This window comes from Pseudomonas sp. YuFO20, assembly GCF_035064975.1.
Taxonomy (GTDB): Bacteria; Pseudomonadota; Gammaproteobacteria; order Pseudomonadales; family Pseudomonadaceae; genus Aquipseudomonas; species Aquipseudomonas putida_AE.
The window spans coordinates 1-26986 of sequence record NZ_JAXDEO010000055.1 but is presented as its reverse complement, the minus strand read 5'-3'; the positions used below and the strand labels follow the sequence as shown (position 1 = coordinate 26986).

At 60.1% G+C, this 26986-nt stretch carries 22 protein-coding genes, 3 tRNA genes and 1 pseudogene; 3 read left to right on the top strand and 23 right to left on the bottom strand.

The annotated features are described in order from the left end of the window. Nucleotides 1-10: 10 nt before the first annotated feature. A complete protein-coding gene (gene pfkB / locus SOP85_RS25170; RefSeq protein WP_323605499.1) occupies nt 11-952 on the bottom strand; it encodes a 1-phosphofructokinase in 942 nt (313 codons plus the stop codon). Beyond that, the gene (gene ptsP, locus SOP85_RS25165; RefSeq protein ID WP_323628582.1) at nt 952-3813 is read right to left on the bottom strand and encodes a phosphoenolpyruvate--protein phosphotransferase; all 2862 of its coding nucleotides are present in this window, start codon (nt 3811-3813) and stop codon (nt 952-954) included. The genes pfkB and ptsP overlap by 1 nt, the downstream gene beginning before the upstream one ends. A gap of 294 nt (nt 3814-4107) precedes the next feature. Here ptsP and cra point away from each other — a divergent pair, with 294 nt between their 5' ends. Beyond that, the gene (cra, locus tag SOP85_RS25160; protein ID WP_323628581.1) at nt 4108-5103 is read left to right on the top strand and encodes a catabolite repressor/activator; all 996 of its coding nucleotides are present in this window, start codon (nt 4108-4110) and stop codon (nt 5101-5103) included. 3 nt (nt 5104-5106) lie between these two features. Next, entirely contained in the window at nt 5107-5883 is a 777-nt protein-coding gene (locus SOP85_RS25155) for a TatD family hydrolase (protein WP_323628580.1), read from the top strand. Here the strand turns inward: SOP85_RS25155 and SOP85_RS25150 are convergent, their stop codons facing one another. The 5 genes from SOP85_RS25150 to SOP85_RS25130 form a co-directional block, all read right to left on the bottom strand. Continuing rightward, nucleotides 5884-6273 (bottom strand): hypothetical protein, encoded by a 390-nt coding sequence (locus tag SOP85_RS25150; protein WP_274074058.1) that lies wholly within the window; start codon nt 6271-6273, stop codon nt 5884-5886. Between the two features lie 120 nt (nt 6274-6393). Then, nucleotides 6394-7098 (bottom strand): methyl-accepting chemotaxis protein, encoded by a 705-nt coding sequence (locus SOP85_RS31480; RefSeq protein WP_408601058.1) that lies wholly within the window; start codon nt 7096-7098, stop codon nt 6394-6396. Between the two features lie 1672 nt (nt 7099-8770). Beyond that, nucleotides 8771-9607, bottom strand: coding sequence for a regulatory signaling modulator protein AmpE (gene ampE, locus SOP85_RS25140; protein WP_274074060.1), 837 nt, complete (start codon nt 9605-9607; stop codon nt 8771-8773). Continuing rightward, complete coding sequence (ampD, locus tag SOP85_RS25135; protein WP_323628576.1) at nt 9607-10164, bottom strand: 1,6-anhydro-N-acetylmuramyl-L-alanine amidase AmpD; 558 nt, start codon at nt 10162-10164, stop codon at nt 9607-9609. The genes ampE and ampD overlap by 1 nt, the downstream gene beginning before the upstream one ends. A 65-nt stretch (nt 10165-10229) precedes the next feature. Continuing rightward, nucleotides 10230-11801, bottom strand: coding sequence for a DUF1631 family protein (locus tag SOP85_RS25130; RefSeq protein ID WP_323628575.1), 1572 nt, complete (start codon nt 11799-11801; stop codon nt 10230-10232). Nucleotides 11802-12022: 221 nt separating this feature from the next. On the opposite strand from SOP85_RS25130, the gene nadC reads away from it, so the two are divergent. Next, on the top strand, nt 12023-12871 hold the full coding sequence (gene nadC, locus SOP85_RS25125) for a carboxylating nicotinate-nucleotide diphosphorylase (protein WP_274074063.1): 849 nt from the start codon (nt 12023-12025) through the stop codon (nt 12869-12871). An 87-nt stretch (nt 12872-12958) separates the two neighbouring features. Here the strand turns inward: nadC and SOP85_RS25120 are convergent, their stop codons facing one another. From SOP85_RS25120 to SOP85_RS25045, 16 genes and pseudogenes are all read right to left on the bottom strand, one after another. Continuing rightward, nucleotides 12959-13264 (bottom strand): DUF6388 family protein, encoded by a 306-nt coding sequence (locus tag SOP85_RS25120; protein ID WP_274074064.1) that lies wholly within the window; start codon nt 13262-13264, stop codon nt 12959-12961. 134 nt (nt 13265-13398) lie between these two features. Further along, nucleotides 13399-13474 (bottom strand) — tRNA-Thr (locus tag SOP85_RS25115). A 167-nt stretch (nt 13475-13641) separates the two neighbouring features. Beyond that, nucleotides 13642-15747, bottom strand: a complete 2106-nt coding sequence (gene pnp / locus SOP85_RS25110) for a polyribonucleotide nucleotidyltransferase (protein WP_007915263.1) — start codon at nt 15745-15747, stop codon at nt 13642-13644. Nucleotides 15748-15953: 206 nt separating this feature from the next. Continuing rightward, on the bottom strand, nt 15954-16223 hold the full coding sequence (gene rpsO / locus SOP85_RS25105) for a 30S ribosomal protein S15 (protein WP_046820615.1): 270 nt from the start codon (nt 16221-16223) through the stop codon (nt 15954-15956). A gap of 115 nt (nt 16224-16338) precedes the next feature. After that, the gene (gene truB, locus SOP85_RS25100) at nt 16339-17256 is read right to left on the bottom strand and encodes a tRNA pseudouridine(55) synthase TruB (protein ID WP_274074065.1); all 918 of its coding nucleotides are present in this window, start codon (nt 17254-17256) and stop codon (nt 16339-16341) included. A 3-nt stretch (nt 17257-17259) separates the two neighbouring features. Next, nucleotides 17260-17661, bottom strand: a complete 402-nt coding sequence (gene rbfA / locus SOP85_RS25095; protein WP_008057429.1) for a 30S ribosome-binding factor RbfA — start codon at nt 17659-17661, stop codon at nt 17260-17262. Nucleotides 17662-17820: 159 nt separating this feature from the next. Then, nucleotides 17821-20346, bottom strand: a complete 2526-nt coding sequence (infB, locus tag SOP85_RS25090; RefSeq protein ID WP_274074066.1) for a translation initiation factor IF-2 — start codon at nt 20344-20346, stop codon at nt 17821-17823. 27 nt (nt 20347-20373) lie between these two features. Continuing rightward, the gene (nusA, locus tag SOP85_RS25085; protein ID WP_274074067.1) at nt 20374-21855 is read right to left on the bottom strand and encodes a transcription termination factor NusA; all 1482 of its coding nucleotides are present in this window, start codon (nt 21853-21855) and stop codon (nt 20374-20376) included. A 59-nt stretch (nt 21856-21914) separates the two neighbouring features. Beyond that, complete coding sequence (gene rimP / locus SOP85_RS25080; protein ID WP_007915250.1) at nt 21915-22373, bottom strand: ribosome maturation factor RimP; 459 nt, start codon at nt 22371-22373, stop codon at nt 21915-21917. A 138-nt stretch (nt 22374-22511) separates the two neighbouring features. Then, nucleotides 22512-22588: transfer RNA gene (locus SOP85_RS25075), tRNA-Met, on the bottom strand. A gap of 97 nt (nt 22589-22685) precedes the next feature. Further along, a tRNA-Leu gene (locus SOP85_RS25070) sits at nt 22686-22771 on the bottom strand. 22 nt (nt 22772-22793) lie between these two features. Further along, complete coding sequence (gene secG, locus SOP85_RS25065) at nt 22794-23177, bottom strand: preprotein translocase subunit SecG (RefSeq protein WP_017336473.1); 384 nt, start codon at nt 23175-23177, stop codon at nt 22794-22796. Between the two features lie 4 nt (nt 23178-23181). Further along, nucleotides 23182-23937 carry a triose-phosphate isomerase gene (gene tpiA, locus SOP85_RS25060; RefSeq protein ID WP_323628574.1) on the bottom strand — a complete coding sequence of 252 codons (756 nt, stop codon included), beginning with the start codon at nt 23935-23937 and terminating at the stop codon, nt 23182-23184. Between the two features lie 66 nt (nt 23938-24003). Next, nucleotides 24004-25341 carry a phosphoglucosamine mutase gene (gene glmM, locus SOP85_RS25055; protein ID WP_274074069.1) on the bottom strand — a complete coding sequence of 446 codons (1338 nt, stop codon included), beginning with the start codon at nt 25339-25341 and terminating at the stop codon, nt 24004-24006. A 16-nt stretch (nt 25342-25357) separates the two neighbouring features. After that, nucleotides 25358-26209: a dihydropteroate synthase gene (gene folP, locus SOP85_RS25050; protein WP_274074070.1), complete on the bottom strand. Its 852-nt coding sequence runs from the start codon at nt 26207-26209 to the stop codon at nt 25358-25360. Nucleotides 26210-26217: 8 nt separating this feature from the next. After that, a pseudogene (locus SOP85_RS25045) lies at nt 26218-26986 on the bottom strand (ATP-dependent zinc metalloprotease FtsH); the annotation flags it as partial.

Genomic DNA, 26986 nt, shown 5'->3' with positions numbered 1-26986 from the left:
ACCAACCCTCTTATTGTTCTGTCAGGGGGCGCACGCGCACACCCTGTTCGAGCTGCGCCAGTTGCGCCGCATCGCTGATACCGAAACCGATCTGGGTGACCGCCATCGCGGCGATCGCCGTGGCGGTGCGCAACGTCTGCTCCGGCGTGTCGGCGCTGACCAGGCCATGCAGCATGCCGGCCAGCAGCGAATCACCCGCTCCGACCGTGCTGGCGACACTGACTTTGGGGGGCGTGGCGTGCAACGCCGATCCGACACTGAACCAGTTCACGCCTTCAGCGCCGTGGGAGATCACCACATGTTCAATGCCTTGGCCGTGCAGACGGCTGGCGGCTTGCGCCTGGGCCATCACCGACACCACCTCGCCACCGAGCACTTCAGCCAGCTCCTCGGCATTGGGCTTGATCAACCATGGACCGGCCTTGAGCGCGGCACGCAAGGCCGGCCCACTGGTGTCGAGGGCCACCTTCAGGCCCAGGCCTTTCAAGCGCACGATCAACGCCTGCAACCACTGCGGGCTGATGCCCTGGGGCAGGCTGCCGGCCACCACGACCGCGTCATGCCCCGGTGCAATCCGCTCGAGTCGCTCGAGCAAGGCCTGCTGCGCCTCAGCACTGACCAGCGGGCCCGGACCATTGAGGTCAGTGATGCGCCCATCGCTTTCCGCCAGTTTGATATTGCTGCGAGTCTCACCGGGAACCCGGATAAAGGCATCGACAAAACCGCGTTTGGCGAACAGGGTTTCAAACGCCTGCGGATTGTCTTCGCCGAGGAAGCCGCTGACCGTCAGTTGATGCCCCAGGTCTGCCAGCACTTGCGCCACGTTCACCCCTTTACCGGCGGCGTGGGTGTGCATGGCGTCGCTGCGGTTGACCTGACCGGCCTCCAGGCGCGATAACTCGACCGTAAGGTCCAGCGCAGGGTTCAGGGTCAGGGTCAGAATCTTGGCCATTACAGGGCCTCCACTAATTCACGTACTTCATTGGCGCTGCCCACGAGCAGGGCTTGTTGGGCCAGCGTGCGGGCCTGGGCGAGACTGAGCTCGCGAATCCGCGCCTTGACCTCGGCAATGCTGCGCCCGCCGACACTGAGCTCATCCACACCCAGGCCGACCAGCACCGGCACCGCCAGCGGATCGGCCGCCAGCTCGCCGCACACGCCCACCCACTTGCCATGGGCATGGGCCGCGCGCACGGTGATGTCGATCAGTTGCAGCACCGCCGGATGCAAGCCATCCGCCTGGGCCGACAAGGAGGGATGGCCACGGTCGATGGCCAGGGTGTATTGCGTCAGGTCATTGGTGCCGACGCTGAAAAAATCGACTTCCCTGGCCAGCACCGGCGCCAGCAAGGCGGCCGATGGCACTTCGATCATGATCCCCAATTGCAGGTCCGCCACCGGGATTTCCAGGCGCAGGCGCTCGGTCATGTCTCGCGCCTGGCGCCACTCGTCGACGCTGCCGACCATCGGGAACATGATCCGCAGCGGGCGGTTGTCGGCGGCGCGCAGCAAGGCGCGCAACTGCGCTTCCATGATCTGCGGCCGTTGCAGGGTCAAGCGAATACCGCGCACGCCGAGGAACGGATTTTCTTCCTTGGCGATCGGCCAATACGGCAGCGGTTTATCGCCGCCCACATCCAGAGTGCGCACCACCAGCGGCCGACCGGCCAGGCCATCGAGCACGCGGCGGTATTCGGCTTCCTGGGTCGCCTCGTCGGGCGCTTGCGGGTGGGCCATGAAAATAAGCTCGGTGCGCAGCAGACCGATGCCTTCGGCGCCCTGCTCCACCGCGCTGGTGACGCCGGCGCTTTCGCCGATGTTGGCGAACACTTCGACGGCGTGACCGTCGGTGGTCAACGCCGGTTGATGGCGTTGCTCGGCGGCGGCTTTCAGGCGTTGTTCGCGGGTGTCGCGCTCTACGGTGGCGCGTTGCAACGTGGCGGCATCAGCGTCTACATGCAGGCGACCGCGCTGGCCATCGAGCAACAACGGCGTACCCGGCGCCAGCAGCAACACCGCGGCACCGGCGCCGACCAGCGCTGGAATCCCCAGGGCCCGTGCCACAATCGCGCTGTGGGCGGTGGCGCCACCCCGGGCGGTGAGAATGCCGGCGACCCGGGTCGGATCAAGCCGCGCCACGTCGGACGGACCGACTTCGTCCATCACCAGAATGTACGGTTGTTCAGGTTCACTCAGGGTTTCGACACCACTGAGTTGCGCCAGCACCCGTCGACCGATATCACGCAGGTCGGCGGCGCGCTCGGCGAGCAGGGCGTCCTGCAAGGATTCCTGTTGCCGGGCGGCGGCTTCGATCACCGACATCCACGCCGCTTCCGCGCTTTCGCCCTGCTTGAGACGGGTGTCGACTTCATCGGTCAATTCCGGATCGTCGAGCATTTCCTGGTGGGTGATGAAAATCTCGCGAATCGCCTTGGCCTTGCTGCGCTCGATCAAGCCGCCGATGTCCTGACGCACGTGCGCCAATGCTTGCTTGAGACGCTCACGCTCGATGCCGGCGGATTCTCCGCGCAGCGGGTAATCGATGGTTTGCAGCACCTGGATATGCGCCGGGCCGATGGCGATTCCCGGGGCGGCCGCGATGGCCTGCACGAGACTGCCGGACGCCGGGGCGAGCAGCACCTGGGCCACCTCGACAATCTCTTCACGCGGCTGACTCATCGGTGGCAGCGGCTCGACTTCTTCACCAAGGCCTTCTTCGATGGCGGCCAACAAGGCGGGCAAGGCGTCGGCAGCAATGCCTGGCTCGGCGATGATTTCCAGCACCTGGCCACGACGGGCGCCGAGGCTGAGCAGTTTGCTCAGGCTCTTGACCGACACCGCGCTGTCCTGGCCATCGACGATGCGGACACGAATCTCACCCTCAAAACTCTTCGCCAGTTGCGCGAGGATTTTCGCCGGACGGGCATGCAGGCCGTGGGCGTTGGCCAGCGTTATGCGCGCGCTCGGCCAATCGGCTGGCAGCTCACCACCCAGCACTTCCAGCACGGCGCGGCAACTGGTGGCGCGGCCTAACTCATGGCCGCGACCTTCTATCAGCAACGCACACAGCCGTTCGAGCAACGCTTGATGGGCCTCGCCAAGACTGGCCAGACAAAATAAACCGTTCAGCGGTTGGCCGAGGTAACGCAGCGGTTTGTCCGGGGTGACGAACGCCAGGCCCGGGCGCTTGACCGTTTGCTCACTGTGCAGCCACCACAGGCCATCGCCCAGCGGCAGCGCTTCAACCTGCTGCAACACGGCGGAGAAACCGTTGCTGACGCAGTCGGCCTGGCGCAGCAAACGCGCGCCGCGCCAGACCAACTCCTCGAAATCTTCGGCGGCAACGCCCAGGCCGATCATCTGCGCATCCAGCGCCAGCTCCTGCGGCGCCCCTTGCAGCAATTTCAGCAGGGCCTCGGCGGAACCGGCGCGGCGCAAGGCCTGGCCCAGATCAGTTTCTCCGAGGGCACGGGTCAGCAGTTGCAACAGGCGCAGGTGTTCGTCTGACTTGGCGGCAATACCAATCGCCAGGTAGACAATCTGTCCGTCGCCCCAGTCCACGCCGTCGGGGAATTGCATCAGGCGTACGCCTGTGGAAAACACCTGATCGCGGGTTTCGGGCGTACCGTGGGGGATGGCAATACCTTGTCCGAGAAAGGTCGAGCCCTGGGCTTCGCGTGCCTGCAAGCCGGCGAGGTAGCCCTCGTCAACCAGGCCATCGGCAACCAGGTGCCGGGCCAGCAGTTGCAGCGCGGCGGACTTATCCACAGCCGACTGGCCCATGGATATCTGCTCTATGGTGAGCTCGAGCATGCTTTCTCCTGTTGGCACCCTTGGGGCGCCAGGTATTGTTTTTGAATGATTCAGCTTAGGCCTTTGTCTTTAAACAATCTTTGGTGGTTTCGCGGCAGAACCGGCCAAAGCAGCCATTAATGTAGAAAATACGCTTGCTGAATCGTTTAATCTAGAGTGATTGGCACGTTACTCGATAATGTTGCATCGTTGAAGCCCAACTTGTCGGATGCGTTGTGACAAAGGTCGCCTGCCTGAATCGGGTAGGATTGGTGAAAATGTCGAGGCTAGCTCGAGAAAACAAGGAATAGCGGGTTGAAACTCAGTGATATAGCCCAGCTGGCCGGTGTGTCTGTCACCACCGCCAGCTACGTCATCAATGGCAAGGCCGAACAGCAACGCATCAGCAGCGCTACCGTCGAGCGCGTGCGCGCGGTGGTCGAAGAACATGGCTTCACGCCTAATCCCCAGGCGGCCGGCCTGCGCAGTCGCCACACCCGAACCTTGGGCTTCATTCTGCCGGACCTGGAAAACCCCAGTTACGCGCGGATCGCCAAGCTCCTGGAACAAGGTGCCCGGGCGCGTGGCTATCAGCTGTTGATCGCCAGCTCCGACGATGCACCCGACAGTGAACGGCAACTGCTGCAATTGTTCCGCGCCCGTCGCTGTGATGCCCTGATCGTCGCCAGTTGCCTGCCGCCGGGCGACGACAGCTATCGCCTGCTGCAAGCCAAAGGCATTCCGATCATCGCCATCGACCGGGTCATGGAGCCCGAGTATTTCTGCTCGGTGATCAGCGACGACCGCGAGGCCAGCCTGCACCTGACCCAGAGCCTGCTTGATCCGCTGCCCAAACAGATCGCCTTGATCGGTGCCCGCCCCGAGTTGAGCATCAGCCAGGAACGGGCCGCCGGCTTCAAGGAGGCCTTGATCGGGTACGACGGCGAGGTCCTGATCGAACACGGTGATTCGTTCAGCCGTGAATGCGGCAAACAGTTGATGGAAGAATTGCTCCAGCGCGTAGGGCATTTGCCAGAAGCCCTGGTGACCACGTCCTATGTCCTGCTGCAGGGCGTGTTCGATGCATTGCACGACTTCCCGCTGAAAACCCGCCCGCTGCGCCTCGGCACATTTGGTGACACCCAGTTGCTGGATTTCCTGCCGCTGCCGGTGAATGCCATGGCGCAGCAACACCAATTGATTGCCGACAAGGCACTCGCGCTCGCCCTGGCGGCCATCGAGCAATCCGATTACCAACCCGGTGTGCAGGCCATCGCGCGGACGTTCAAACAACGTATTCGCCAGGACTGAGCCATGGACCTGATCGACACCCACACTCACCTGGACTTCCCCGACTTCGACGCGGATCGTCAGGCGCTGATGGCCGAAAGCCGCGCACTCGGGGTGCGGCAGATGGTGGTGCTGGGGGTTTATCAGGGCAATTGGCAGCGTGTCTGGGACCTGGTGCAAAACGATCCGGACCTGCATGCGGCCTTGGGTTTGCACCCGGTGTATCTGGAGGATCATCTTCCTGAGCACCTTACCGAGCTGGGCGACTGGCTGACGCGATTGGCTGGCCATCGCCAGCTGTGTGCTGTGGGCGAGATCGGCCTGGACTACTTCATCGAAACCCTGGATCGCGAACGTCAGCAAGCGCTGTTCGACGCGCAACTGCAACTGGCGGTGGATTTCCACCTGCCCGCGCTGATTCATGTGCGCCGCAGTCATGCGGCCGTGATTGCCACGCTCAAACGCTTCAAGTTGAAACGCGCCGGGATCATTCATGCCTTCGCCGGCAGCCAGGAAGAAGCCCGCGAATACATCAAGCTCGGTTTCAAGCTCGGTCTCGGAGGCGCGGCGACCTGGCCCCAGGCACTGCGCATGCACCGGGTGCTCGCGCGGTTGCCGCTGGAATCGGTGGTGCTGGAAACCGACTCGCCGGACATGGCACCGGCGATGTTCCCCGGCCAGCGCAACAGCCCGGCGCACTTGCCGGCGATCTGCACGGCGCTGGCGCAAATCATGTCGCTCGCCCCCGAACAACTGGCCGCCGCCAGCACCGCCAATGCCCGTGAACTGTTCAACTGGTGATCAGTCGACGTGGGCCTTGGCGGCCTCGAGAATCAGCGTCATGTGCTGACGCTGACGGGCAAATCGAAGGGCAACGAAGTAGACGAAAATCGCGCCCAGCGAAAAATTCAGCTGTTCCACGACGCTGAATATACCGATCCATTCCAGTACCAGCACCACCAGCAATGTGGTGCAAATCGTGACCAACAGGCTTGCCTTCAACATGGCTATCGAGTCCAGGGACTTGAAGCGCCTGATCTGTTTCGGGTCGCACAGTTGCAGGGTTTTCTGGCAGTGCGAACAGGTGAATGCTTCGTTGATTGCAATGGCATTGAGTTGCCAGGGTTTAAGCAACAGCGTGCGCTGGCAATGTGCACAGCGACCCTGGATTCCAAGTGTTGCAACAGCCATAACCGTGCCTCCTCCAAGCGGTCAGTGAAGTGGATACTCCTTCATTGAAGCCGAAAAACCAGAGCCCGGAGGAAAACAGGAGGTTTCCTCCAGGCATTGGGAAGAGGTACTACAGAGCTTTCAGACCCGGAACGCGCTGATCAGCTGTTTGAGCTCCACCACCTGCGCCGAAAGCGCTCGACTGGCATCCTCGGTCTGGTGCGCACCTTCGGCCGTGCGTTCTCCGGCACGGTTGATCTCGACGATGTTCTGGTCAATGTCATGGGCGACTGCGGTCTGCTGTTCCACAGCCGCGGCGATCTGCTGGTTCTGGTCGACGATCATGCCGACCGCCCCAAGGATATTTTCCAGGGCCTGCTGGACCTTTTCCGACTGCCCCACCGTGCCGCTGGCCATCTCATGGCTGACGCCCATCGCCTTGACCGCGGCCCCGACACCGCCGTGCAGCTTGGCGATCATCTGTTCGATCTCTTCGGTCGATTGCTGGGTGCGCTTGGCCAGCGTGCGGACTTCATCCGCCACCACCGCAAACCCGCGACCCTGCTCACCCGCCCTGGCAGCCTCGATGGCGGCATTGAGCGCCAGCAGGTTGGTCTGTTCGGCGATGCTCTTTATCACCTCCAGCACACGGCTGATGGACTGACTGTCGCTGGCCAACTGGTTGATCACCTGCACCGATTGGTCGATTTCGCTGGCCAGTGCCGCGATGCTGCCCTGCTGCGACTGCACCAGCCCACGACCGCTCACCGTTTCGTCGTTGACACTGTGGGCGCTGCTGACAGCGGCGGCCGCGCTGCGCGCCACCTCCAGGGAAGTGGCCGACATCTGGTTCATCGCCGTGGCGACCTGCTCGATCTGCGAGCGCTGCCCGGCCACGGCCTGGTTGCTTTGCGCCGAGACACTCTCGACTTGCCCGGCCTGGCGCTCGACTTCGCCGACGGTCTGCCCGACACGCTCGATCAAGTCATGGATCTTTTTCACGGTACCGTTGAACACCTCGCCCAACTCACCCAGTTCATCACGGCTGTGGGCATTGAAGGTGACCGTCATGTCGCCAGCCGCCACCTTGTCCATGACCGCGCCAAGGCGCTTGAGGGTGGTGCGGGTGGAGGCGTAGAAGGCGCCGTAAAGATAAAAGATCAGTACGAACACCACCGACAGCGCAACGGCCTGCAGGATCATGTGCGTGCGGTTCTGGTCCAGGCGCTGTTGCAACTGGGTACCGAGAAATTTCAAGGTGGCTTCATTGAGCTGGTAGGTCTGGCCCATCAGCGTCGAGACCTGATCGTAAAAGGCCAGCCACGGTGCATCGAGCGTGTCGGCCATCACCACTTGCTCTTCGAACAGTTCACTGGCCTTTTTCAACGAGGCCTTGCTGCTGTCAGCCGGGGTAGCCAGGGCTTCACGCGCGGCATTGCTGGAGCCCGTGGCGTCCTGCAGCTTCAGGCCATACTCGGCCTGGAGCTTTTCGATTTGCGCGAGCAATTCATCGAAACGCGTACTCGACGACGAATTGAGAAACCCCTGGCCCAGCGAAGCGGAGCCCAATGCACGGCCTTCGCCGAGCATCTGGGTGATGCGCGGGGTGATGTTGGTGACGAGTTCGCTCAGCTGGCGCATGTCACTCTGGCTGTCGTGACTCAGGCCGGCCTGGCTGGCGATAATCTGGCCGAAGACCTGGGCATTGCCGACCAGTTTGCCGATCAGTGCACTTTTGCTTTGCAGGGATTTTTCCGTCTGCTGGGCCTTGAACGCGCTGATCATTTCATCGCGTTTGCCATCGAACAATGCGATCTGCTCGGGGTCGGTGGCCATCGCCGTCAACCCCTGCAAGCGTGCCAGAACGCCTTGTTCCAGCGTATTGATCTGCGCCTCGAGATTCGCCGCCTTGCCGGATTGGCCCAGGGCGACGTTGATCTGCACAAGATTGTTCAGGGTCTCCAGATCACGCCGCAGTGCGAGGCTACTGCCCAACAGGTCCAGGCTCTGCAGTTCGACCCGGGTGCCCTGGAATTCGCGATAGGAGTCACGCACCAGGTAGAAGTTGGTGACCAGCATTGGCACCAGGAACAGTACGCTGATCAGGCTGAACTTCATGCCAAAACTCAGGCGGTTCATCAGCGCGACGGCGGGATAGAGCAAGCTCTTCACTGGAAGTCTCCCTTGGATTTCTTATTTTTATGGGTGGGCGCAGCGAGAGAGCAGATAGCCACTATTCGGCGCTATCTCTGTATAGCGTAAATCAGGGGGATGTTTTGTAACTTAAGGTTAACGGTGCGCACAAATTCTTGCTGGCGCAGGCAGGGAACCGTGTACCAGGTTCTGCGCTGTGGGCAACCCGGTTAACTCTGTAGGAGCGAGCTTGCTCGCGAAAAACCTGAGAACACCGCAGGGTGTCAGGCTCCACGCGTCATCGTTGACCTCCATCGCTGGCAAACCAGCTCCTACAGTGGGTCGGGTGCATCCGCGAGCATGCGGCGACTCGGTAAGCCGGCTCCTACGGCAACACCGTCCACAACGCAAACCCCGCATACCAGAGCACTGCCGCCCGCAGCAGCAACTCCCAGATACGGTCAAGATTGTGGATGCCCTCAGGCCCGACCACCGGGGCGGGGATTTCTCCGGCCACCAGTCCGACCCTTTCGATCAGTTGGGCGGCGCTGATGTTCCAGTTCAGCAGTTCGTGCAACATCACCCGACTCACCGCGACAAAATTGCCAACCAGGGCAAGGCTCGCAGCCAACAAACGCACCGGCACCCAGTCGAATGCATGGCGCAGTTGCGCGGCGCGCTCGACCACGGCGGGGTTTTGCCCGTGTTCTTCGGCCAGGGCCAGCAATCGATAGCTCAGCGCGGCGACCGGCCCCAGCAGGAAGTACCAGAAAATGATCGCGAAAAAGCTCTGGTAGGCCTCCCACAGCAAATGCCCTTCGACCCGCTCCAGCAGTTGCTCGGCATTGTCGGCGCAGATGTCCAGGTCACGCTTGGCCACATGGGCCGCCGCTTGCAGGTCTTCGCGACGCCAGGCATCGCGGAAGGGACCGAGACCGGCCAGCAGATCACCGCGACCCAGGCTGTAGATCACCACCAGCAAATGCACCGGCAGCGCCAACAGGCCGTAGGCGACTGGGTCGAGCACCACCAGCAGCAAGCCCAGCAACGCCACCGGAAACAACACCAGCACCGCCAGGACCAGCCACGGACGGTTCACCAGGCGCGGGCCGAGTTCAAGCTTGTGCAGCTCGCGAATCCAGCCAGCGTCGCGTTGAACCCGATGGCGCAGGGCCGAAAATTTCTCGATCCACACCGCCAACAGCAACACCAGAAAACTCATTATCCTTCCTCTTGTGCCAGGGCTGCCCGATAGCGTGCCCAGTCGAACGCGGGCCCCGGATCAGTCTTGCGCCCGGGGGCGATGTCGCTGTGCCCGCAGATACGTTGCGTGGTGATTGCCGGAAACGCCGACTGCAGCTGGCGCGTCAGGGTCGTCAACGCTCGGTATTGCGCATCGTCGAATGGCAGATCATCCGTGCCTTCGAGTTCGATGCCTACGGAAAAATCGTTACAGGTTTCCCGCCCCTCGAAACTCGAAACACCCGCATGCCAGGCACGCTCAAGGCAAGAGACAAACTGAGTGACGGTCCCGTCACGCTCGATCAGGAAGTGCGCAGACACCCGCAAATCGGCAATCCCTGCAAAGTAGGGATGCTCCGTGACATCCAGACGATTCTGGAAAAACTCCTGCACCTTGCCAGTCTTGAACTGCGCTGGCGGCAGGCTGATGTTATGAATCACCAGCAGGGAAATTTCGCCCTCGGGGCGCGCATTGAAGTTGGGCGAGGGGCATAAATGCACACCCTTGCACCAACCGCTCGCGGGGTCCAGCTGCATACAGGTTCCTTCACGACGACTGTGTTGGCACCCAGTATGCCGCGATAGCCCACCGGGGGCGATCACTAGACGCGATTGAGGCGCTGCAGTTTTGCGATCACCGACGCCAGGGCGCGTTCAAACAATGCGCTATCCTCGAGCACGCGAGCAGTGTCGGCGGGACTTTCCCCAGCCGTAGGCAGAGTGAATGGCTCCAACACCTCGACCATCGCCGTCGCACCTGCTGAATGCCCTGGATGCTCGAACAATTGAACGTGCAAGCGTTCCAGCTCGCTGAAAAACTTGCTCGTGGCAAACGGATCGAACGCCGAACTGCTCAGTCCCTCGCGCAATGACTTGAGCAACCCCGGGACCAGCGTCAACAAATGCTCTCGTGCATCGGGCAGGTCATGACGCTGGACGCTCCAGATCAATTGCACCATGGTCTGCACATCAGCCTGCCACGGCAGCGACAGATGGCCATGCTTGAGGCAGGTCATCAGCAAAACGTTGCTCCAGGCGTCTTGCACGAACCCCAGCACACTTTGTGGCAATTTCTTGCCCAGCAGCGCCTGATTCAAAGCCTGCTCGACTCGCTGGCGGGCCAAAGCGGTTCTGCCGAGACTTTCCTCGGCATCACGAATCCGCTGCTCAAGCAATTCCCTGCGACGGCGTTCGTCACGGGCGAACGCAAGGAACTCATTCAGCAGTTCAGAAAATATCGCCGGGTCGTCGACAAACTCGTCCAAAAAACGCTGCACCACTTGCTCGATGCGCCGGTACAGACTGTCGCGCTCATGATCACCGGCCTCGGCCCCAGGAGAATTGGCAATGCTCGCGCGCACCTGCAACAACAGGTCCTGCAGCGCCGCCAGTACCGCGGGCACGATCTCATCAGCCTGCGGATCTGCTGGCGTGGCAACCGTACCGGCGCTGGCGTTATCCGTTGTGGAGATGGTCGGGGCGGGCGTGAGGCCAGGCAGAACACCGGTGGCGACCAGCAGTTGGTTGGCCTGGGCGTAAAGCTGGCCGGCGCCACTGAGCACATAGCGATCAAACAGCTTGAGGATAATCAGCTTGACCTTGATGTCCACGCCCAGGTGGCGTCCGGCCCCAAGGAAGCACTGGCAGAGCATCGTCGGCCCCAGGGGATTGTTCTGCTCGATCAGCGTCCTGCCCAGCAACGTGCTGAGGCGGGCGGTGAGTTGGTCAAGGGCAAATCCGTCGCGATAGAGCACCTGATTGACCATCGCATCCAAAGCCTGGTTACGCTCCAGCCCGTCATCCGGCAGCGCCCCACGGGTATCGGCAGACAATGACCGAGGCAGGGCCCTGTAAGCGAGGTCGCAGTGACCGAGGCTGATGAACGCCTCGAAGAATTGCTCGAAAAACAACCGCTCGATGCTTTTGCGCTTCAAGCGCAAATCGCGCATCGCCTCAAACAACAGGTTCTGCTCGACGTCATCGAGTGCCCGGTCAGCCATTTCGAAGAGGCTATCGTCGGCATTATCGAACAGCGCCTGCAAGCCCTGCCTGAGCTGTTGAGTAGCCTTGTCGCGAACCTGCAGGACGATGACAGGCAGGCGGGCGAGTGGCGGGTGCGTCGTCTGGTCGGTAGCGACCCTGCGCAAAGGCACCACATTCCCGTCGTTGTGCATCCAGCCTCCTGAAATCTGCAGCCGTCAAAGTCGTGACGTCAAATCCAAGGCGAATTATCGGATAAAGGTAGCCCTAACGCCACCCCGACGCTCGCTGCGCATGAAAAGAACAGTCTCACGGATGTCGATCAGGCACGGAATCGACCGGGAACAATGCGGATGCCTTGGGTTGCCCGGTAGCATGGCCCTATAATCGGACCACTTTGTTTGTGGAGTTGCTTATGCCGAATCTACGTCTCGCCGATTTGAACGCCGAAATCGAAGCCAACGTGCGCCGCGCGCTGCTCGAAGACATCGGCAGCGGCGACATCACCGCGCAGCTGATCCCGGCCGAACGCCTGGCCAAAGCCACCATCATCACCCGCGACGCCGCCGTCATCTGTGGCACTGCCTGGGTCGATACCGTGTTCCGGCAGCTGGACCCACGGGTGGCGGTGCATTGGCAGGTCGCCGATGGCGAGCGCGTAAAGCCCAACCAGGTGTTGTTCCACCTCGAAGGGCCGGCGCGCTCGCTGCTGACGGGCGAACGTAGCGCGCTGAACTTCCTGCAAATGCTCTCTGGTGTCGCCACTCGCGCGCAGCAACTGGCAGACTTCGTTGCCGAAACCCGGGTGAAACTGCTCGACACCCGCAAGACCTTGCCGGGGCTGCGCCTGGCGCAAAAGTACGCGGTCACCTGCGGCGGTTGCCACAACCACCGCATCGGCCTGTATGACGCCTTCCTGATCAAGGAAAACCACATCGCCGCCAGCGGAGGCATCCCCCAGGCCATCGCCGCCGCGCACAAGATTGCACCGGGCAAGCCGGTAGAGATCGAAGTGGAAAGCCTGGATGAACTCAAGGAAGCCCTGGCGGCCGGGGCCGACATCATCATGCTCGACGAACTGAGCCTGGATGACATGCGCGAAGCCGTGCGCCTGAACGATGGCAAGGCAAAGCTGGAGGCCAGCGGCGGGATCAACGAAAGCACATTGCTGCCGATTGCCGAAACCGGGGTGGATTACATTTCGATTGGGGCGATGACCAAGGATGTGAAGGCTGTGGATCTGTCGATGCGACTGAGCCTCTGAGGAGCTGCGAGCCACAAGCGGCAAGTTACAAGCTTAAAGCGGTCCCGCTTTGACTTGTAGCTTGCGGCTTGGAGCTAGTAGCTCTCGTCAAACGACGAGATTGTTCATCTCGCAGTACTCATCCCACTCGACACCCAACACTTCAGCCGCTTCCTTATGCAGTTTCAGGCGCTCGGCCTCGTACTCTTCGGGGGTTGATGTGTATTTGAGCGTCAGTTCCCACGGCTGCAAGCCCTGGGCTTCGGCTTCATCCTCGAACGCCCACTGGATCTGGTCTTTCTGATCGTCGGCGGGCAGGTCCTTGATCTCGTCCATCAATTCTGGCGCATCCAACACGTATTTCTTCAGTGCTTCTACGTGCCTTGCTTCCTGGGACATCTCTTTAACGGTCATGGCGTTCTCTTAGATCGGGGGAATGGAAGATGGATCTGGATCATCAAGGATCTCTCTGACGCAAAAAAACCGCTTGAAACCCGGTTTTTCTGGCCTTCAGAACCATTCGGGATCATCTGAAAACAACGTGTCGCTGGTGCCCGAGACAGGAATCGAACCTGCGACCTTCGCGTTACGAGTGCGCTGCTCTACCGGCTGAGCTACACGGGCAGTGGGCTAAACCTAGCACTGACCATGGAGTCAGGCAACTTCGAACACGTTTAAAATCAAAAGATCGCAGCCTGCGGCAGCTCCTGCATAAGCTGCGATCTGCGCACAGCAAAACGCCCCGAACCAGTCGGGGCGTTTTGTTGTTCAGCGGTCAGACGCGGGAGTAATTAAACGCCCGAAGCCTTCGCTGCTGCTACGTCCTTGATGGACAGCTTGATACGGCCGCGGTTGTCCACGTCCAGTACCAGTACTTCCACTTCCTGACCTTCTTTCAGGATGTCGGTCACTTTCTCAACGCGAGCATCGCTCAGCATGGAGATGTGAACCAGACCGTCCTTGCCAGGCAGGATGTTGACGAATGCGCCGAAGTCGACGATGCGCTCAACCTTACCGACGTAGATCTTGCCGATTTCGGCTTCAGCGGTGATACCCAGGACGCGCTGACGAGCAGCTTCTGCAGCTTCCTTGGTTTCGCCGAAGATCTTGATCGAGCCGTCGTCTTCGATGTCGATCGAAGCCTTGGTCTCTTCACAGATCGCACGAATGGTCGCGCCGCCTTTACCGATGACGTCACGGATCTTGTCGGTGTCGATTTTCATCGCGATCATGGTCGGAGCGTTGGCCGACAGTTCGGTACGCGACTGGCCAATGATCTGGTTCATCTGGCCGAGGATGTTCAGGCGCGCTTCCAGGGCTTGGCCCAGAGCGATCTCCATGATCTCTTCGGTGATGCCCTTGATCTTGATGTCCATCTGCAGCGCGGTGACGCCTTTGGCGGTACCGGCTACCTTGAAGTCCATGTCGCCCAGGTGGTCTTCGTCACCCAGGATGTCGGTCAGGACGGCGAATTTCTCACCTTCTTTAACCAGGCCCATGGCGATACCGGCAACCGGCGCCTTCATCGGCACACCAGCGTCCATCAGGGCCAGGGAAGCGCCGCAAACGGAAGCCATCGAGCTCGAGCCGTTGGATTCGGTGATTTCCGACACTACACGGATGGTGTACGGGAACACGTCAGCGGCAGGCAGCATGGCCGAAACCGAACGACGGGCCAGACGGCCGTGACCGATTTCGCGACGACCAGCGCCACCCATGCGACCACACTCGCCCACCGAGAACGGAGGGAAGTTGTAGTGCAGCATGAACGGGTCTTTTTTCTCGCCTTCCAGGGTGTCCAGCAGTTGTGCGTCACGGGCGGTGCCCAGGGTCGCGACTACCAGGGCCTGGGTTTCGCCACGGGTGAACAGAGCCGAACCGTGGGTCTTTGGCAGAACGCCGACTTCGATGTTCAACGGACGTACAGTCTTGGTGTCGCGACCGTCGATACGTGGCTTGCCGTTTACGATGTTTTCGCGAACGGTGCGGTATTCGATCTCGCCGAAAGCCGCTTTGACTTCGCTGGAGGAAGGCTGGCCTTCTTCGCCGGACAGCTTGGCAACGACCTGGTCCTTCAACTCGCCCAGGCGAGCGTAACGGTCGGCCTTGACGGTGATGGTGTAGGCCTGGGAGATCGCTTCGCCGAACTCGGCACGGATAGCGCCCAGCAGTTCGGTGGCTTCTGGCGCAGGAGCCCAGGTCCAGGTTGGCTTGGCAGCTTCAGCGGCCAATTCTTTAACAGCGTTGATCACAACCTGGAATTCGTCGTGAGCAAACAGTACCGCGCCCAGCATCTGGTCTTCGGTCAGCTCTTTGGCTTCCGATTCAACCATCAGCACGGCGTCCGAAGTACCGGCAACGACCATGTCCAGGCTAGAAGCAGCCTGCTGTTCGTAAGTCGGGTTCAGCAGGTAGCCGGTGCTTTCGTGGAAAGCAACGCGGGCTGCGCCGATCGGGCCATCGAAAGGAATGCCGGAGATGGCCAGGGCAGCCGAGGTACCGATCATCGCAGCGATGTCCGGATCGGTCTTCTTGCTGGTGGACACGACGGTGCAGACGACCTGCACTTCGTTCATGAAGCCTTCAGGGAACAGCGGACGGATCGGACGGTCGATCAGTCGGGAAGTCAGGGTTTCTTTCTCGGAAGGACGGCCTTCGCGCTTGAAGAAACCGCCAGGGATCTTACCGGCAGCGTAAGTCTTTTCCTGGTAATGAACAGACAGAGGGAAGAAGCCCTTGCCTGGATCGGCTTGCTTGGCACCAACGACGGTCACCAATACGCTGACGTCGTCGTCAACGGTGACCAATACTGCGCCGGAGGCCTGACGGGCGATACGGCCGGTCTCGAGGGTGACGGTCGACTGACCGAACTGGAACTTTTTGATTACCGGGTTCACGGTGTCCTACCTTCTTTTGTGGCTCTTGGGGAAACTGGGTTCTTGCGAAATTCTTGGGCAACGCCGGGAATCGGCCCGACCGGTTGTCCTGGGTGTCACACAGGCAAAACGGATATCCAGATAAAACTTGAGGCTGGGAGCCTGCCACGCGCCGGCGGAAAACCGCTGACGCACGACAGACAACCAACCTCTAGCGCAATCGCTTATTAGCGACGCAGACCCAGGCGACCGATCAGAGCGCTGTAACGGCTCACGTCTTTGCCTTTCAGGTAGTCCAGCAGCTTACGACGCTGGTTAACCATGCGGATCAGACCACGACGGGAGTGGTGGTCTTTACCGTTAGCCTTGAAGTGACCTTGCAGTTTGTTGATGTTGGCGGTCAGCAGTGCAACTTGCACTTCTGGCGAACCAGTGTCACCAACAGCTTGCTGGTAGTCAGCTACGATTTGAGCTTTTTCTTGAACGTCGAGAGCCATGTGGCAATCCTTTTATCAGGAAACTGTTTCAAAAACAGTTTCAACAGGCCAGGGACAAATCCCTGTATCTAAAAATGAGTAGTGACCGTGCCTGCTAACAGCCACACTCGTTCGGTCATTCTGACCGAATCAGTCGACGCGGCGCGATGCGCCCGTCTTCGCTCACTTCACCGATACCGATGAAGCGACCATTGTGATCCTGTACCCGTACCATGCCGAACTTCGGGGCATCCGGGGCGCGTACCGGCTGGCCGTTGAGCCAGTAGAACGCACTCGCTTCCGAGAACTGCAACAGTGGCCAATCCAGAAGGCCGCTGTCCGATGGCATCAGGAAGCGGTCGACCGCCTCGTTGCCGCCTTCGGCATGTACCGCTTCCAGCTCTTCGAGGGTAACGGTCTGCGCCAGGGTGAAAGGCCCGGCCTGGGTACGTCGCAGTTCTGCAACGTAAGCGCCACAACCGAGTTGCTCACCGATATCCTCCACCAGGGTGCGGATATAGGTGCCTTTGGTGCAATCCACCGCAAGCCGCGCAGTATCCCCTTCGAAGGCCAGCAATTCCAAGCGCGTAATAGTAACAGAACGCGCTTCGCGCTCCACTACTTCACCTGCACGGGCCAGCTTGTACAGGGGCTGCCCGTCACGCTTGAGGGCCGAGTACATCGGCGGTATCTGACTGATTTGCCCACGAAATTGCGGCAGTACGGCTTCGATATCGGCCTGACCAACGGTCACCGGGCGCTCCTGCAAAACCTCACCCTCGGCATCGGCCGTGGTGGTGGTCTTGCCCAGCTGCGCCAGGGTTTCGTAACCCTTGTCGGAATCGAGCAGGTACTGCGAGAACTTGGTGGCCTCACCGAAGCACAGCGGCAACACGCCAGTGGCCAGCGGATCGAGACTGCCGGTGTGCCCGGCCTTCTCGGCGTTGAGCAACCAGCGGACCTTCTGCAAGGCCGCGTTGGAGGTGAACCCCAGCGGTTTATCGAGCAGGATGATGCCACTGACGTTACGACGGATACGTTTGACCTGAGCCACCGATTACTCCTTGGTGTCTTCGGCTTGTGCCGCAACCGAGTGCTGGTTGTCTTCGGCTACTGCACGCTCGATCAAGGCCGACAGATGAGCACCGCGCACGACGCTTTCATCGTAGTGGAAGTGCAACTGCGGAACGCTGCGCAGCTTCATCTCGCGAGCCAGCTGCATGCGCAGGAAACCGGCGGCGGAGTTGAGCACCTTGATGCTTTGCGCGATGTCTTCGTGGCTGTCCTGGCCCATTACGGTGATGAAGATCTTCGCGTGACCGACGTCACGGCTGACTTCCACAGCGGTAATGGTGACCAGGCCGACGCGCGGGTCTTTGACTTCACGACGGATCAGTTGTGCCAGCTCGCGCTGCATCTGATCGCCGATACGTTGGGTACGGCTGTATTCTTTTGCCATGTCTTGTTACCTGTTACTGCCCCACGGTGAAACCCGTGTGGTCTGAAAGCGGCAAACGCCCGGCCTGACAAAAGCCAGACCGGGCGTTGCGTTTAGAGTCCGGGCGATGCGCCGCGCAATTGCATGCGGCTGGCCATCACGGCTCTTGAAGTGCGCGAGTTAGAGGCTGCGAGCAACCTGAACCTTCTCGAAGACTTCGATCTTGTCACCGACCTTGACGTCGTTGTAGCTCTTCACGCCGATACCGCATTCCATGCCGGCACGTACTTCCGACGCGTCATCCTTGAAGCGGCGCAGGGATTCCAGCTCGCCTTCGAAGATAACGATGTCTTCACGCAGTACACGGATTGGACGGTTACGGTGAACGACACCTTCGATCACCATGCAACCGGCGATCGCGCCAAACTTCGGCGAACGGAACACGTCACGCACTTCGGCGATACCCAGGATGTTCTCGCGAACATCGCTGCCGAGCATGCCGGTCAGGGCTTTCTTGACGTCTTCGATGATGTCGTAGATCACGTTGTAGTAACGCATATCCAGACCTTCCTGCTCGACGATCTTGCGCGCGCCAGCATCGGCACGCACGTTGAAGCCGAACAGTACAGCGTTGGAGGCCAGTGCCAGGTTGGCGTCGGATTCGGTGATACCACCGACACCGCCACCGACCACGCGCACTTGCACTTCGTCGTTACCCAGGCCGTTCAAGGCGCCGTTCAACGCTTCCAACGAACCACGGACGTCGGATTTGAGGACGATGTTGAGCGTCTTCTTCTCTTCCTGGCCCATGTTCTCGAAGATGTTTTCCAGCTTGCCGGCGTGAGCACGGGCCAGCTTGACTTCGCGGAACTTGCCTTGACGGAACAGAGCCACTTCACGGGCTTTCTTCTCGTCGGCAACCACGCTCATCTCGTCGCCAGCGTCCGGGGTACCGTCCAGGCCGAGGATCTCGACAGGGATGGCCGGACCGGCTTCCTTGATTGGCTTGCCGTTCTCGTCGAGCATGGCACGTACACGGCCGTAGTTCGAACCGACCAGAACCATGTCGCCTTGACGCAGGGTACCGTCTTGAACCAGCACGGTAGCCACCGGGCCACGGCCCTTGTCCAGGCGGGACTCAACCACGACACCACGGCCAGGAGCCGATGGGGTAGCGGTCAGTTCCAGGACTTCGGCCTGCAACAGAACGGCTTCGAGCAGTTCGTCGACGCCAGTACCCATCTTCGCCGAAACCGGTACGAATGGAGTGTCACCACCCCACTCTTCCGAGGTCACGCCGTGTACCGACAGTTCGCTACGGATGCGATCGAGGTCAGCACCTGGCTTGTCGATCTTGTTCACCGCGACAACCAGCGGAACGCCAGCAGCCTTGGCGTGCTGAACAGCTTCGATGGTCTGCGGCATCACGCCGTCGTCCGCTGCAACCACCAGGATCACGATGTCGGTCGCCTTGGCACCACGGGCACGCATGGCGGTAAACGCGGCGTGACCAGGGGTGTCGAGGAACGTCACCATGCCACGGTCGGTTTCAACGTGGTAGGCACCGATGTGCTGGGTGATACCACCGGCTTCGCCAGCAGCTACCTTGGCACGACGGATGTAGTCGAGCAGGGAAGTCTTACCGTGGTCAACGTGGCCCATTACGGTCACGACTGGTGCACGGGAAACAGCCTCGCCTTCAAACTTCAGGGACTCGGCCAGGGAATCTTCCAGGGCGGTGTCGCTGACCAGGGTCACTTTGTGGCCCAGCTCTTCGGCAACCAGCTGGGCAGTTTCCTGGTCCAGTACCTGGTTGATGGTCGCTGGGGTACCCAGTTTGAACATGAACTTGATGATTTCAGCAGCCTTCACCGACATCTGCTGGGCGAGATCGCCAACAGTGATGGTTTCGCCGATCTTCACTTCGCGCACGACAGGGCCGGTTGGGCTCTGGAAACCGTGGGCGTTGCGTTTCTTCAGCTTGGCCTTGCCGCGACCACCACGACGGAAGCCATCGCTTTCTTCGTCGGTAGTACGTGGGGCAACACGTGGCGCTGGCGCCTTTTCCTTGACCGAAGCACGATGCGGAGCGTTTTTGCGCTCGCCATCGCCACTACCGCGACGATTGCTGTCGTCGGCACGTGGTTTGTCCGGACGACGCTGTTCGTCACGCTTGCGGGCATCGGCTGCAGGTGCCGGAGCGGCTGCCACGACCGGTGCGCTTTCGCGCACAGGCTCGGCCACCGCAGCGGGCGCTGCAACGGGTTGGGCTGGAGCGGTCGGCGCAGCAGCAGGCTGGCGACGCGCTTCTTCTTCGGCGCGGCGCTTGGCTTCTTCTTCAGCCTTCTGACGTGCAGCATTTTCTACTGCGCGACGTTCATCCAGTTCACGCTTGCGCTCGGCTTCGATTTCTTCCGGGCTGCGCTGTACGAAGACTTTCTTCTTGCGTACTTCAACGCTGATGCTTTTGCTGCCAGCAACACGCAGGGTGCTGGTGGTTTTACGCTGCAGCGTAATCTTGCGTGGTTCTTCCACTTTCGCCTTGTGGCTGCTTTTCAAGTGAGTCAGCAACGATTGCTTCTCACTGTCAGTCACACTTTCTTCGGCGGCGGTGTGCGGCAGACCTGCCTCACGCATCTGCTGCAACAGGCGCTCTACCGGTGTTTTGACCTCATCGGCCAGTTGTTTCACCGTGACTTGCGTCATGCACTTCTCTCCTCAGGCCGCGCCTAATTACTCGAACCAGTGGGCTCGGGCGGCCATGATCAACTTGCCGGCACGATCATCGTCAATGCCGTCGATGTCGAGCAGGTCGTCAATAGACTGCTCGGCCAGGTCTTCGCGGGTAATTACGCCGCGCACCGCCAGTTCCATCGCCAAATCCTTGTCCATACCCTCAAGCGAGAGCAGGTCTTCGGCCGGATGGGCGTCTGCCAGCTTTTCCTCAGTAGCGATGGCTTTGGTCAACAAACGATCCTTGGCACGAGCGCGAAGCTCGTTGACGATTTCTTCGTCAAAGCCGTCGATGTTGAGCATTTCTTCCAACGGTACGTAGGCAATCTCTTCCAGGCTGGTGAAGCCTTCATCGACCAGCACCTGTGCCAGCTCTTCGTCGACTTCCAGCTCGTCGATGAAGTTGCGCAGGATGTCGCCGGTTTCTGCTTGCTGTTTAGCCTGGATGTCCGATTCGGTCATCACGTTCAGGGTCCAGCCAGTCAACTGGCTGGCCAGACGCACGTTCTGACCACCACGACCGATGGCCTGAGCCAGATTGTCTGCGCCAACGGCGATGTCCATTGCATGGGCATCTTCGTCAACGATAATTGCCGCAACCTCGGCCGGGGACATGGCGTTGATCACGAACTGAGCCGGGTTATCGTCCCACAGGACGATGTCCACACGCTCACCGCCCAACTCGCCCGACACTGCCTGGACGCGCGAACCGCGCATACCGATGCAAGCGCCCTGCGGGTCGATGCGTTTGTCCTTGGAGCGCACGGCGATCTTGGCGCGCGAACCCGGATCACGGGACGCAGCCATTACTTCGATCAGGCCTTCGGCAATTTCCGGCACTTCGATGCGGAACAACTCGATCAGCATTTCCGGCGCGGTACGCGACAGGATCAACTGTGGGCCGCGGTTCTCGGTGCGGATTTCCTTGAGCAGCGCACGCAAGCGCACGCCAACCCGGAAAGTTTCGCGAGAAATGATGTCTTCACGGGCCAGCAACGCTTCAGCGTTGTTACCCAGGTCGACGATCACGTTGTCGCGGGTGACTTTTTTCACGGTGCCGGAGATGATTTCACCCAGGCGCTCGCGGTAAGCGTCAACAACCTGGGCGCGCTCGGCTTCGCGAACCTTCTGCACGATGACTTGCTTGGCAGTCTGTGCAGCGATGCGGCCGAACTCGATCGATTCGATCTTCTCTTCTACAACGTCACCGACCTTGGCGCCAGGGTGCGTTTCAGCAACCTTGCTCGGCCAGGTTTCGATGGCCGGATCGTCCAGGTTTTCTTCTTCGACGACCGTCCAGCGACGGAAGGTTTCGTAAGCACCGGTGTGGCGGTTGATTTCCACACGCAGATCAACTTCGTCTTCAAAACGCTTTTTGGTAGCCGTGGCCAGAGCCAGCTCCAGCGCTTCAAAAATTACGCTTGCCGGTACACCCTTTTCATTGGATACCGACTCAACAACCAGCAGTACTTCTTTGCTCATCGTACGCCTCGCCTTTCGCAAGCCATTGGATCCGCGGGATCCGCAGTATCTGGCACGCCTCAGTCAAAACTGGGAATAATGTTGGCCTTGTCGATCATATCGATCGGCAACAGGAACTCATGGTCATCTACCTGCACCACGACGTCCTGCTCTTCTACACCGCGCAGAAGGCCCTGAAAGTTGCGTCGTCCTTCAAAAGGCGAGCGCAGCTTGATCTTCACTTGTTCACCGGCAAATTTTGCAAACTGCTCAAGAGTGAACAGCGGGCGTTCCATGCCTGGCGAGGAAACTTCGAGGGTGTATTCAACGGAGATCGGATCTTCAACATCCAGTACACCGCTGATCTGACGGCTGACGATGGCACAATCGTCCACCAGCACACCGCCCTCTTTATCGATATAAACGCGCAACATCGAGTGACGACCCTGAGCCGAAAACTCGATACCCCAGCATTCATAGCCTAGGGCCACGACCACCGGGGCCAGCAAGGCCTGCAACTCTTCTAGCTTGCTCGACACCTGAACCCCCTCGTGCATGTATGTGCATGCTGTGCAAAATAAAAAAATGGGCGAAACGCCCATCCTTGAAACGCCGTCGAACAGCGGCGCTGGAAGTGTCCAGCTAACAAAAAGCCCCTTAAAAGGGGCTCCTTAAACTGGTTGCGGGGGCCGGATTTGAACCGACGACCTTCGGGTTATGAGCCCGACGAGCTACCAGACTGCTCCACCCCGCGACAAAGCTGGGGCGGAAGTATACGACCGATCCCCTACAGGGTCAATGTAACCTTCCACCTGCAAGAAAGCCCGCAACAGCGGGCTCTCCTGACTAATTGGTACCGAGAAGGGGACTCGAACCCCTACACCCTATGGGCACAACCACCTCAAGGTTGCGTGTCTACCAATTCCACCACCTCGGCAATACTACGTTTGAAACCCTTCTTACTTCTGCTCTTGAGCTGGAGGTACGTCAGTCGCTGGAGTAGCCGACTTTTGCTCTTGAAGCACCGGTACATCATCAGAAGCCGGTTGTTGCTTTGGAACTTCCAACACTGCCGGGTTTGGCAAACCTACTTGAGTCAGCTGGTGAGCTTTCTCTTTAGCAAAGTAACCTAACCCTAAGCTGGTTATGAAGAAACCTGCGGCAAGTATAGCAGTAAACTTACTAAGAAAGGTAGAGGAACCTTGGCTTCCGAACACAGTATTTGAAGCACCTGCTCCGAAAGACGCGCCAGCGTCCGCACCTTTACCCTGCTGCAGCAAAACCAGAGCTACTACGCCCAATGCACCCAGCAGATGAAAAACGACTACGACTGTTTCCAGCATTTTTTCAGTTTCCCGCGGCGCGACAAATCGCACCGAACTCATCTGCATTCAGGGAAGCCCCACCAATGAGGCCCCCATCGATATCCGGCATGCCGAACAGTTCGACCGCATTGGCCGCCTTCACGCTGCCGCCGTATAGAAGCCGCACACCTTGTGCGATTTCAGAATTCTCTGCCGCCAACTGCGCGCGAATGGCTGCGTGCACATCCTGCGCCTGTTGCGGCGAAGCAGTCAGCCCGGTGCCAATGGCCCAGACCGGCTCGTAAGCGATTACTGCCTTGGCAAACACACCGACACCCAGCTCGTCGATGATGCTGCCCAGTTGCTGCGAGACAACTTCAAGGGTCTTGCCGGCTTCACGCTGCTCCAGGGTTTCCCCTATGCACAACACCGGAACCAGGCCGCTTGCCTGTGCCGCTGCAAACTTGCGAATCAGCATTTCGTCCTGCTCGCCCATTATCTGGCGGCGCTCGGAGTGCCCGACAAGCACCAGGGAACAACCTGCATCCACCAACTGACTTGGCGAGACCTCACCGGTCAGTGCACCTTGTCCGGATTCCACCGCAGAATTCTGCGCGCCGATCGAAATCGACTTTCCTTTCAAGCCATCAACCACTTGGCTGATATGCAACAAAGGCGGGAATACCGCTACCTCAACACCGCTCGGCAAGGCCAAGTCACATAGGCCGTCGATCAGCTCAGCGACGCTGGCGCGGGTACCGTGCATCTTCCAGTTACCAGCTACCATAGGGCGACGCATGCTGTACCTCGTCGGTCAAAGTGGGCGCAGATGTTACCCAACACAATCGAGGCTGGCAAGCCGAATTCAGGCAGAAACTTCAGTAACCAGTTTTGCCAGCTCTTCGGCGTAGCCGCGAACCAGGGTTTCGTCTTCGCCTTCGACCATTACACGCACCAGCGGCTCTGTCCCGGACTTGCGCAACAGAACCCGCCCGCGACCCGCCATGGCCTGGGTAACACGCTCGCTGGCCTCCTTGACCGACGCATGCTCGAGCGGGTTTGCACCGCCACCGAAACGCACGTTGATCAACACCTGAGGACACTTGCGCAATGCCTGGCGTGCCTCTGCCAGGCCCTGGGAGCGAGTCTTCAATGCCATCAGCACCTGCAGCGCGGCAATGATTGCGTCACCGGTGGTGGTGTGATGGAAGCACACGATATGCCCCGAGTTCTCGCCACCCACCAGCCAGTTGCGTTCCAGCAGATCAGCGATCACATAACGGTCACCGACGTTGGCGCGCACGAAGGGAATCGCCAGGTCCGCCAGGGCGAGCTCCAGCCCCAGGTTACTCATCAATGTACCGACCACACCGCCTTGCAGCTTGTTCTGCTCATGCAGATCGCGAGCGATGATGTACAGCAGTTCGTCGCCGTCGACGATGGCACCGGTGTGATCGACCATCAGCACGCGATCGCCGTCACCGTCGAACGCGATACCCAGGTCGGCATGCTCGGCCAGCACGGCAGCCTGCAGCTGGCCCATGTGGGTCGAACCGCAGTTGTCGTTGATGTTCAGGCCATTGGGGTGCGCGGACAGGACCACGACCTCGGCACCCAGCTCGCGGAATACGCTCGGCGCCACCTTGTACGTGGCACCGTGGGCGCAGTCGATGACGACCTTCAGGCCGGCAAAGCTGGTGCCGGTCGGCACGCTGCTCTTGCAGAATTCGATGTAGCGACCGGAGGCGTCGTTGATTCGCGAGACCTTGCCGATTTTGCTCGACTCAACCACGGTCATCGGGGTATCGAGCAGCTCTTCGATCATGTGCTCGATTTCATCGGGAAGCTTGGTGCCCTTCCCGGAGAAAAACTTGATGCCATTGTCGTCGTGGGGATTGTGCGACGCACTGATCACGATGCCGGCTTCAGCATGGAAGGTACGCGTCAGGTAAGCGATGGCCGGCGTCGGCATCGGGCCCAGGAGCATCACGTCGGCACCCGCCGACGTCAGCCCGGCCTCGAGTGCCGATTCGAACATGTACCCGGAAATCCGCGTGTCCTTGCCTACCAGCACCTTGCACGCACCCATCTTGCGGAACGCCATGCCGGCAGCCCAGCCCAGCTTGAGCATGAAGTCAGGAGTGATCGGATAAACGCCGACCCGACCACGAATACCGTCGGTGCCAAAATATTTCTTAGTCATAATTACTCCATCTTTCTTATTCGGCTGATTCCACGGCGGTGATCATTTTCACCACATCAACTGTTTCAGCTACGTCATGGACACGCAATATACGCGCACCTTTGTGCGATGCCAGCGCCGCGAGGGCAAGACCGCCGTACAGGCGCTCCCCGACGGGACGATTCAACGCCTGACCGATCATGCTCTTGCGCGACACCCCAACCAACAGCGGGCGCCCCAAGGCATGCAAGGCCTCCATGTGCTTGAACAAGCTTAGATTGTGCTGCAGGTTTTTTGCGAAGCCAAAACCCGGATCGAGAATGATCCGCTCAGCCGGAATGCCCACCGCTGCGCATTGAGCCATGCGCTCGGCAAGAAACTGGCCCACCTCTTGGGTGACGTCCTGGTAGTGCGGGTTGTCCTGCATGTCACCCGGCTCACCGAGCATGTGCATCAGGCACACGGGCAAGCCGGTAGCCGCCGCCGCATCCAGCGCTCCTTCGCGGCGCAACGAACGCACGTCATTGATCAAGCCGGCACCGAGTCGCGCTGTTTCGCGCATGACCGCGGGTGTGGAGGTATCAACCGAGATGATCACATCCAGCTCACGGTGGATCCGCTCGACGATCGGCGCCACGCGCTCCAGCTCTTCGAGCGGAGAAACCGCCCTGGCGCCCGGGCGAGTGGACTCGCCGCCGACATCGATCAATGTGGCGCCGGCCGCAACCATGGCTTCCGCATGGCGCAACGCCGCATCGAGCTGGCTGAATTTGCCACCATCGGAGAAAGAATCGGGAGTGACATTGAGAATGCCCATGACATGCGTCTGGGCCAAATCAAGAACCCGGTTGCCGCAAGGCAACCGGGTCGAGGACTGAACAAAAGTCATTTCAAACCTTAAACGTCAGCAGCGGGACCGCCGATAGGTGTTTCCGGACGTTCGCCCTGCACCGCCGGAGGAGTGCCGGATGTACCGGTACCGCCCGACCAGTCGCGAGGTTCGCGAGGGGTGCGCCCAGCCATGATGTCGTCGATCTGCTCGGCATCGATGGTTTCATACTTCATCAGGGCATCGGCCATGGCGTCGAGCTTGTCACGGTTGTCCGTGAGAATCTGCTTGGCCGTGCCATAGCACTGGTCGATGATGCTACGCACTTCGGAGTCGATCAGCTTGGCTGTCTCACCGGAGAAGCTTGCACTCTGGCCACCGCCGCCGCGACCGAGGAACACTTCGCCCTCTTCTTCGGCGTACATCAGCGGACCGAGCTTCTCGGAAAGGCCCCACTTGGTCACCATGTTCCGCGCAATCTGGCTGGCACGCATGATGTCGTTGGACGCACCGGTGGTGACGCCATCGAAGCCCAGGGTCATTTCTTCAGCGATACGGCCACCGTAGAGCGAGCAGATCTGGCTGATCAGTGCGCGCTTGGACAGGCTGTAGCGATCTTCTTCCGGCAGGAACATGGTCACACCCAGCGCACGACCGCGCGGAATGATCGAGACCTTGTACACCGGATCATGCTCAGGCACGACGCGACCGACAATGGCATGGCCGGCTTCGTGATAAGCGGTGTTCTGCTTTTCTTTCTCGGACATGACCATGGATTTGCGCTCGGCGCCCATCATGATCTTGTCTTTGGCCAGTTCGAACTCTTTCATCTCGACG

Bases quoted from the DNA above. Each gene is read 5' to 3' on its own strand.
- secG (WP_017336473.1), bottom strand. From the start codon at position 23,177: ATGCTGGAAACAGTCGTAGTCGTTTTTCATCTGCTGGGTGCATTGGGC.
- SOP85_RS25155 (WP_323628580.1), top strand. From the start codon at position 5,107: ATGGACCTGATCGACACCCACACTCACCTGGACTTCCCCGACTTCGAC.
- SOP85_RS25130 (WP_323628575.1), bottom strand. From the start codon at position 11,801: ATGCACAACGACGGGAATGTGGTGCCTTTGCGCAGGGTCGCTACCGAC.
- folP (WP_274074070.1), bottom strand. From the start codon at position 26,209: ATGACTTTTGTTCAGTCCTCGACCCGGTTGCCTTGCGGCAACCGGGTT.
- SOP85_RS31480 (WP_408601058.1), bottom strand. From the start codon at position 7,098: ATGTCGGCCACTTCCCTGGAGGTGGCGCGCAGCGCGGCCGCCGCTGTC.
- ampD (WP_323628576.1), bottom strand. From the start codon at position 10,164: ATGCAGCTGGACCCCGCGAGCGGTTGGTGCAAGGGTGTGCATTTATGC.
- glmM (WP_274074069.1), bottom strand. From the start codon at position 25,341: ATGACTAAGAAATATTTTGGCACCGACGGTATTCGTGGTCGGGTCGGC.
- rbfA (WP_008057429.1), bottom strand. From the start codon at position 17,661: ATGGCAAAAGAATACAGCCGTACCCAACGTATCGGCGATCAGATGCAG.
- ampE (WP_274074060.1), bottom strand. From the start codon at position 9,607: ATGAGTTTTCTGGTGTTGCTGTTGGCGGTGTGGATCGAGAAATTTTCG.
- infB (WP_274074066.1), bottom strand. From the start codon at position 20,346: ATGACGCAAGTCACGGTGAAACAACTGGCCGATGAGGTCAAAACACCG.
- ptsP (WP_323628582.1), bottom strand. From the start codon at position 3,813: ATGCTCGAGCTCACCATAGAGCAGATATCCATGGGCCAGTCGGCTGTG.
- nusA (WP_274074067.1), bottom strand. From the start codon at position 21,855: ATGAGCAAAGAAGTACTGCTGGTTGTTGAGTCGGTATCCAATGAAAAG.
- nadC (WP_274074063.1), top strand. From the start codon at position 12,023: ATGCCGAATCTACGTCTCGCCGATTTGAACGCCGAAATCGAAGCCAAC.
- tpiA (WP_323628574.1), bottom strand. From the start codon at position 23,937: ATGCGTCGCCCTATGGTAGCTGGTAACTGGAAGATGCACGGTACCCGC.
- SOP85_RS25150 (WP_274074058.1), bottom strand. From the start codon at position 6,273: ATGGCTGTTGCAACACTTGGAATCCAGGGTCGCTGTGCACATTGCCAG.
- SOP85_RS25120 (WP_274074064.1), bottom strand. From the start codon at position 13,264: ATGACCGTTAAAGAGATGTCCCAGGAAGCAAGGCACGTAGAAGCACTG.
- pfkB (WP_323605499.1), bottom strand. From the start codon at position 952: ATGGCCAAGATTCTGACCCTGACCCTGAACCCTGCGCTGGACCTTACG.
- rpsO (WP_046820615.1), bottom strand. From the start codon at position 16,223: ATGGCTCTCGACGTTCAAGAAAAAGCTCAAATCGTAGCTGACTACCAG.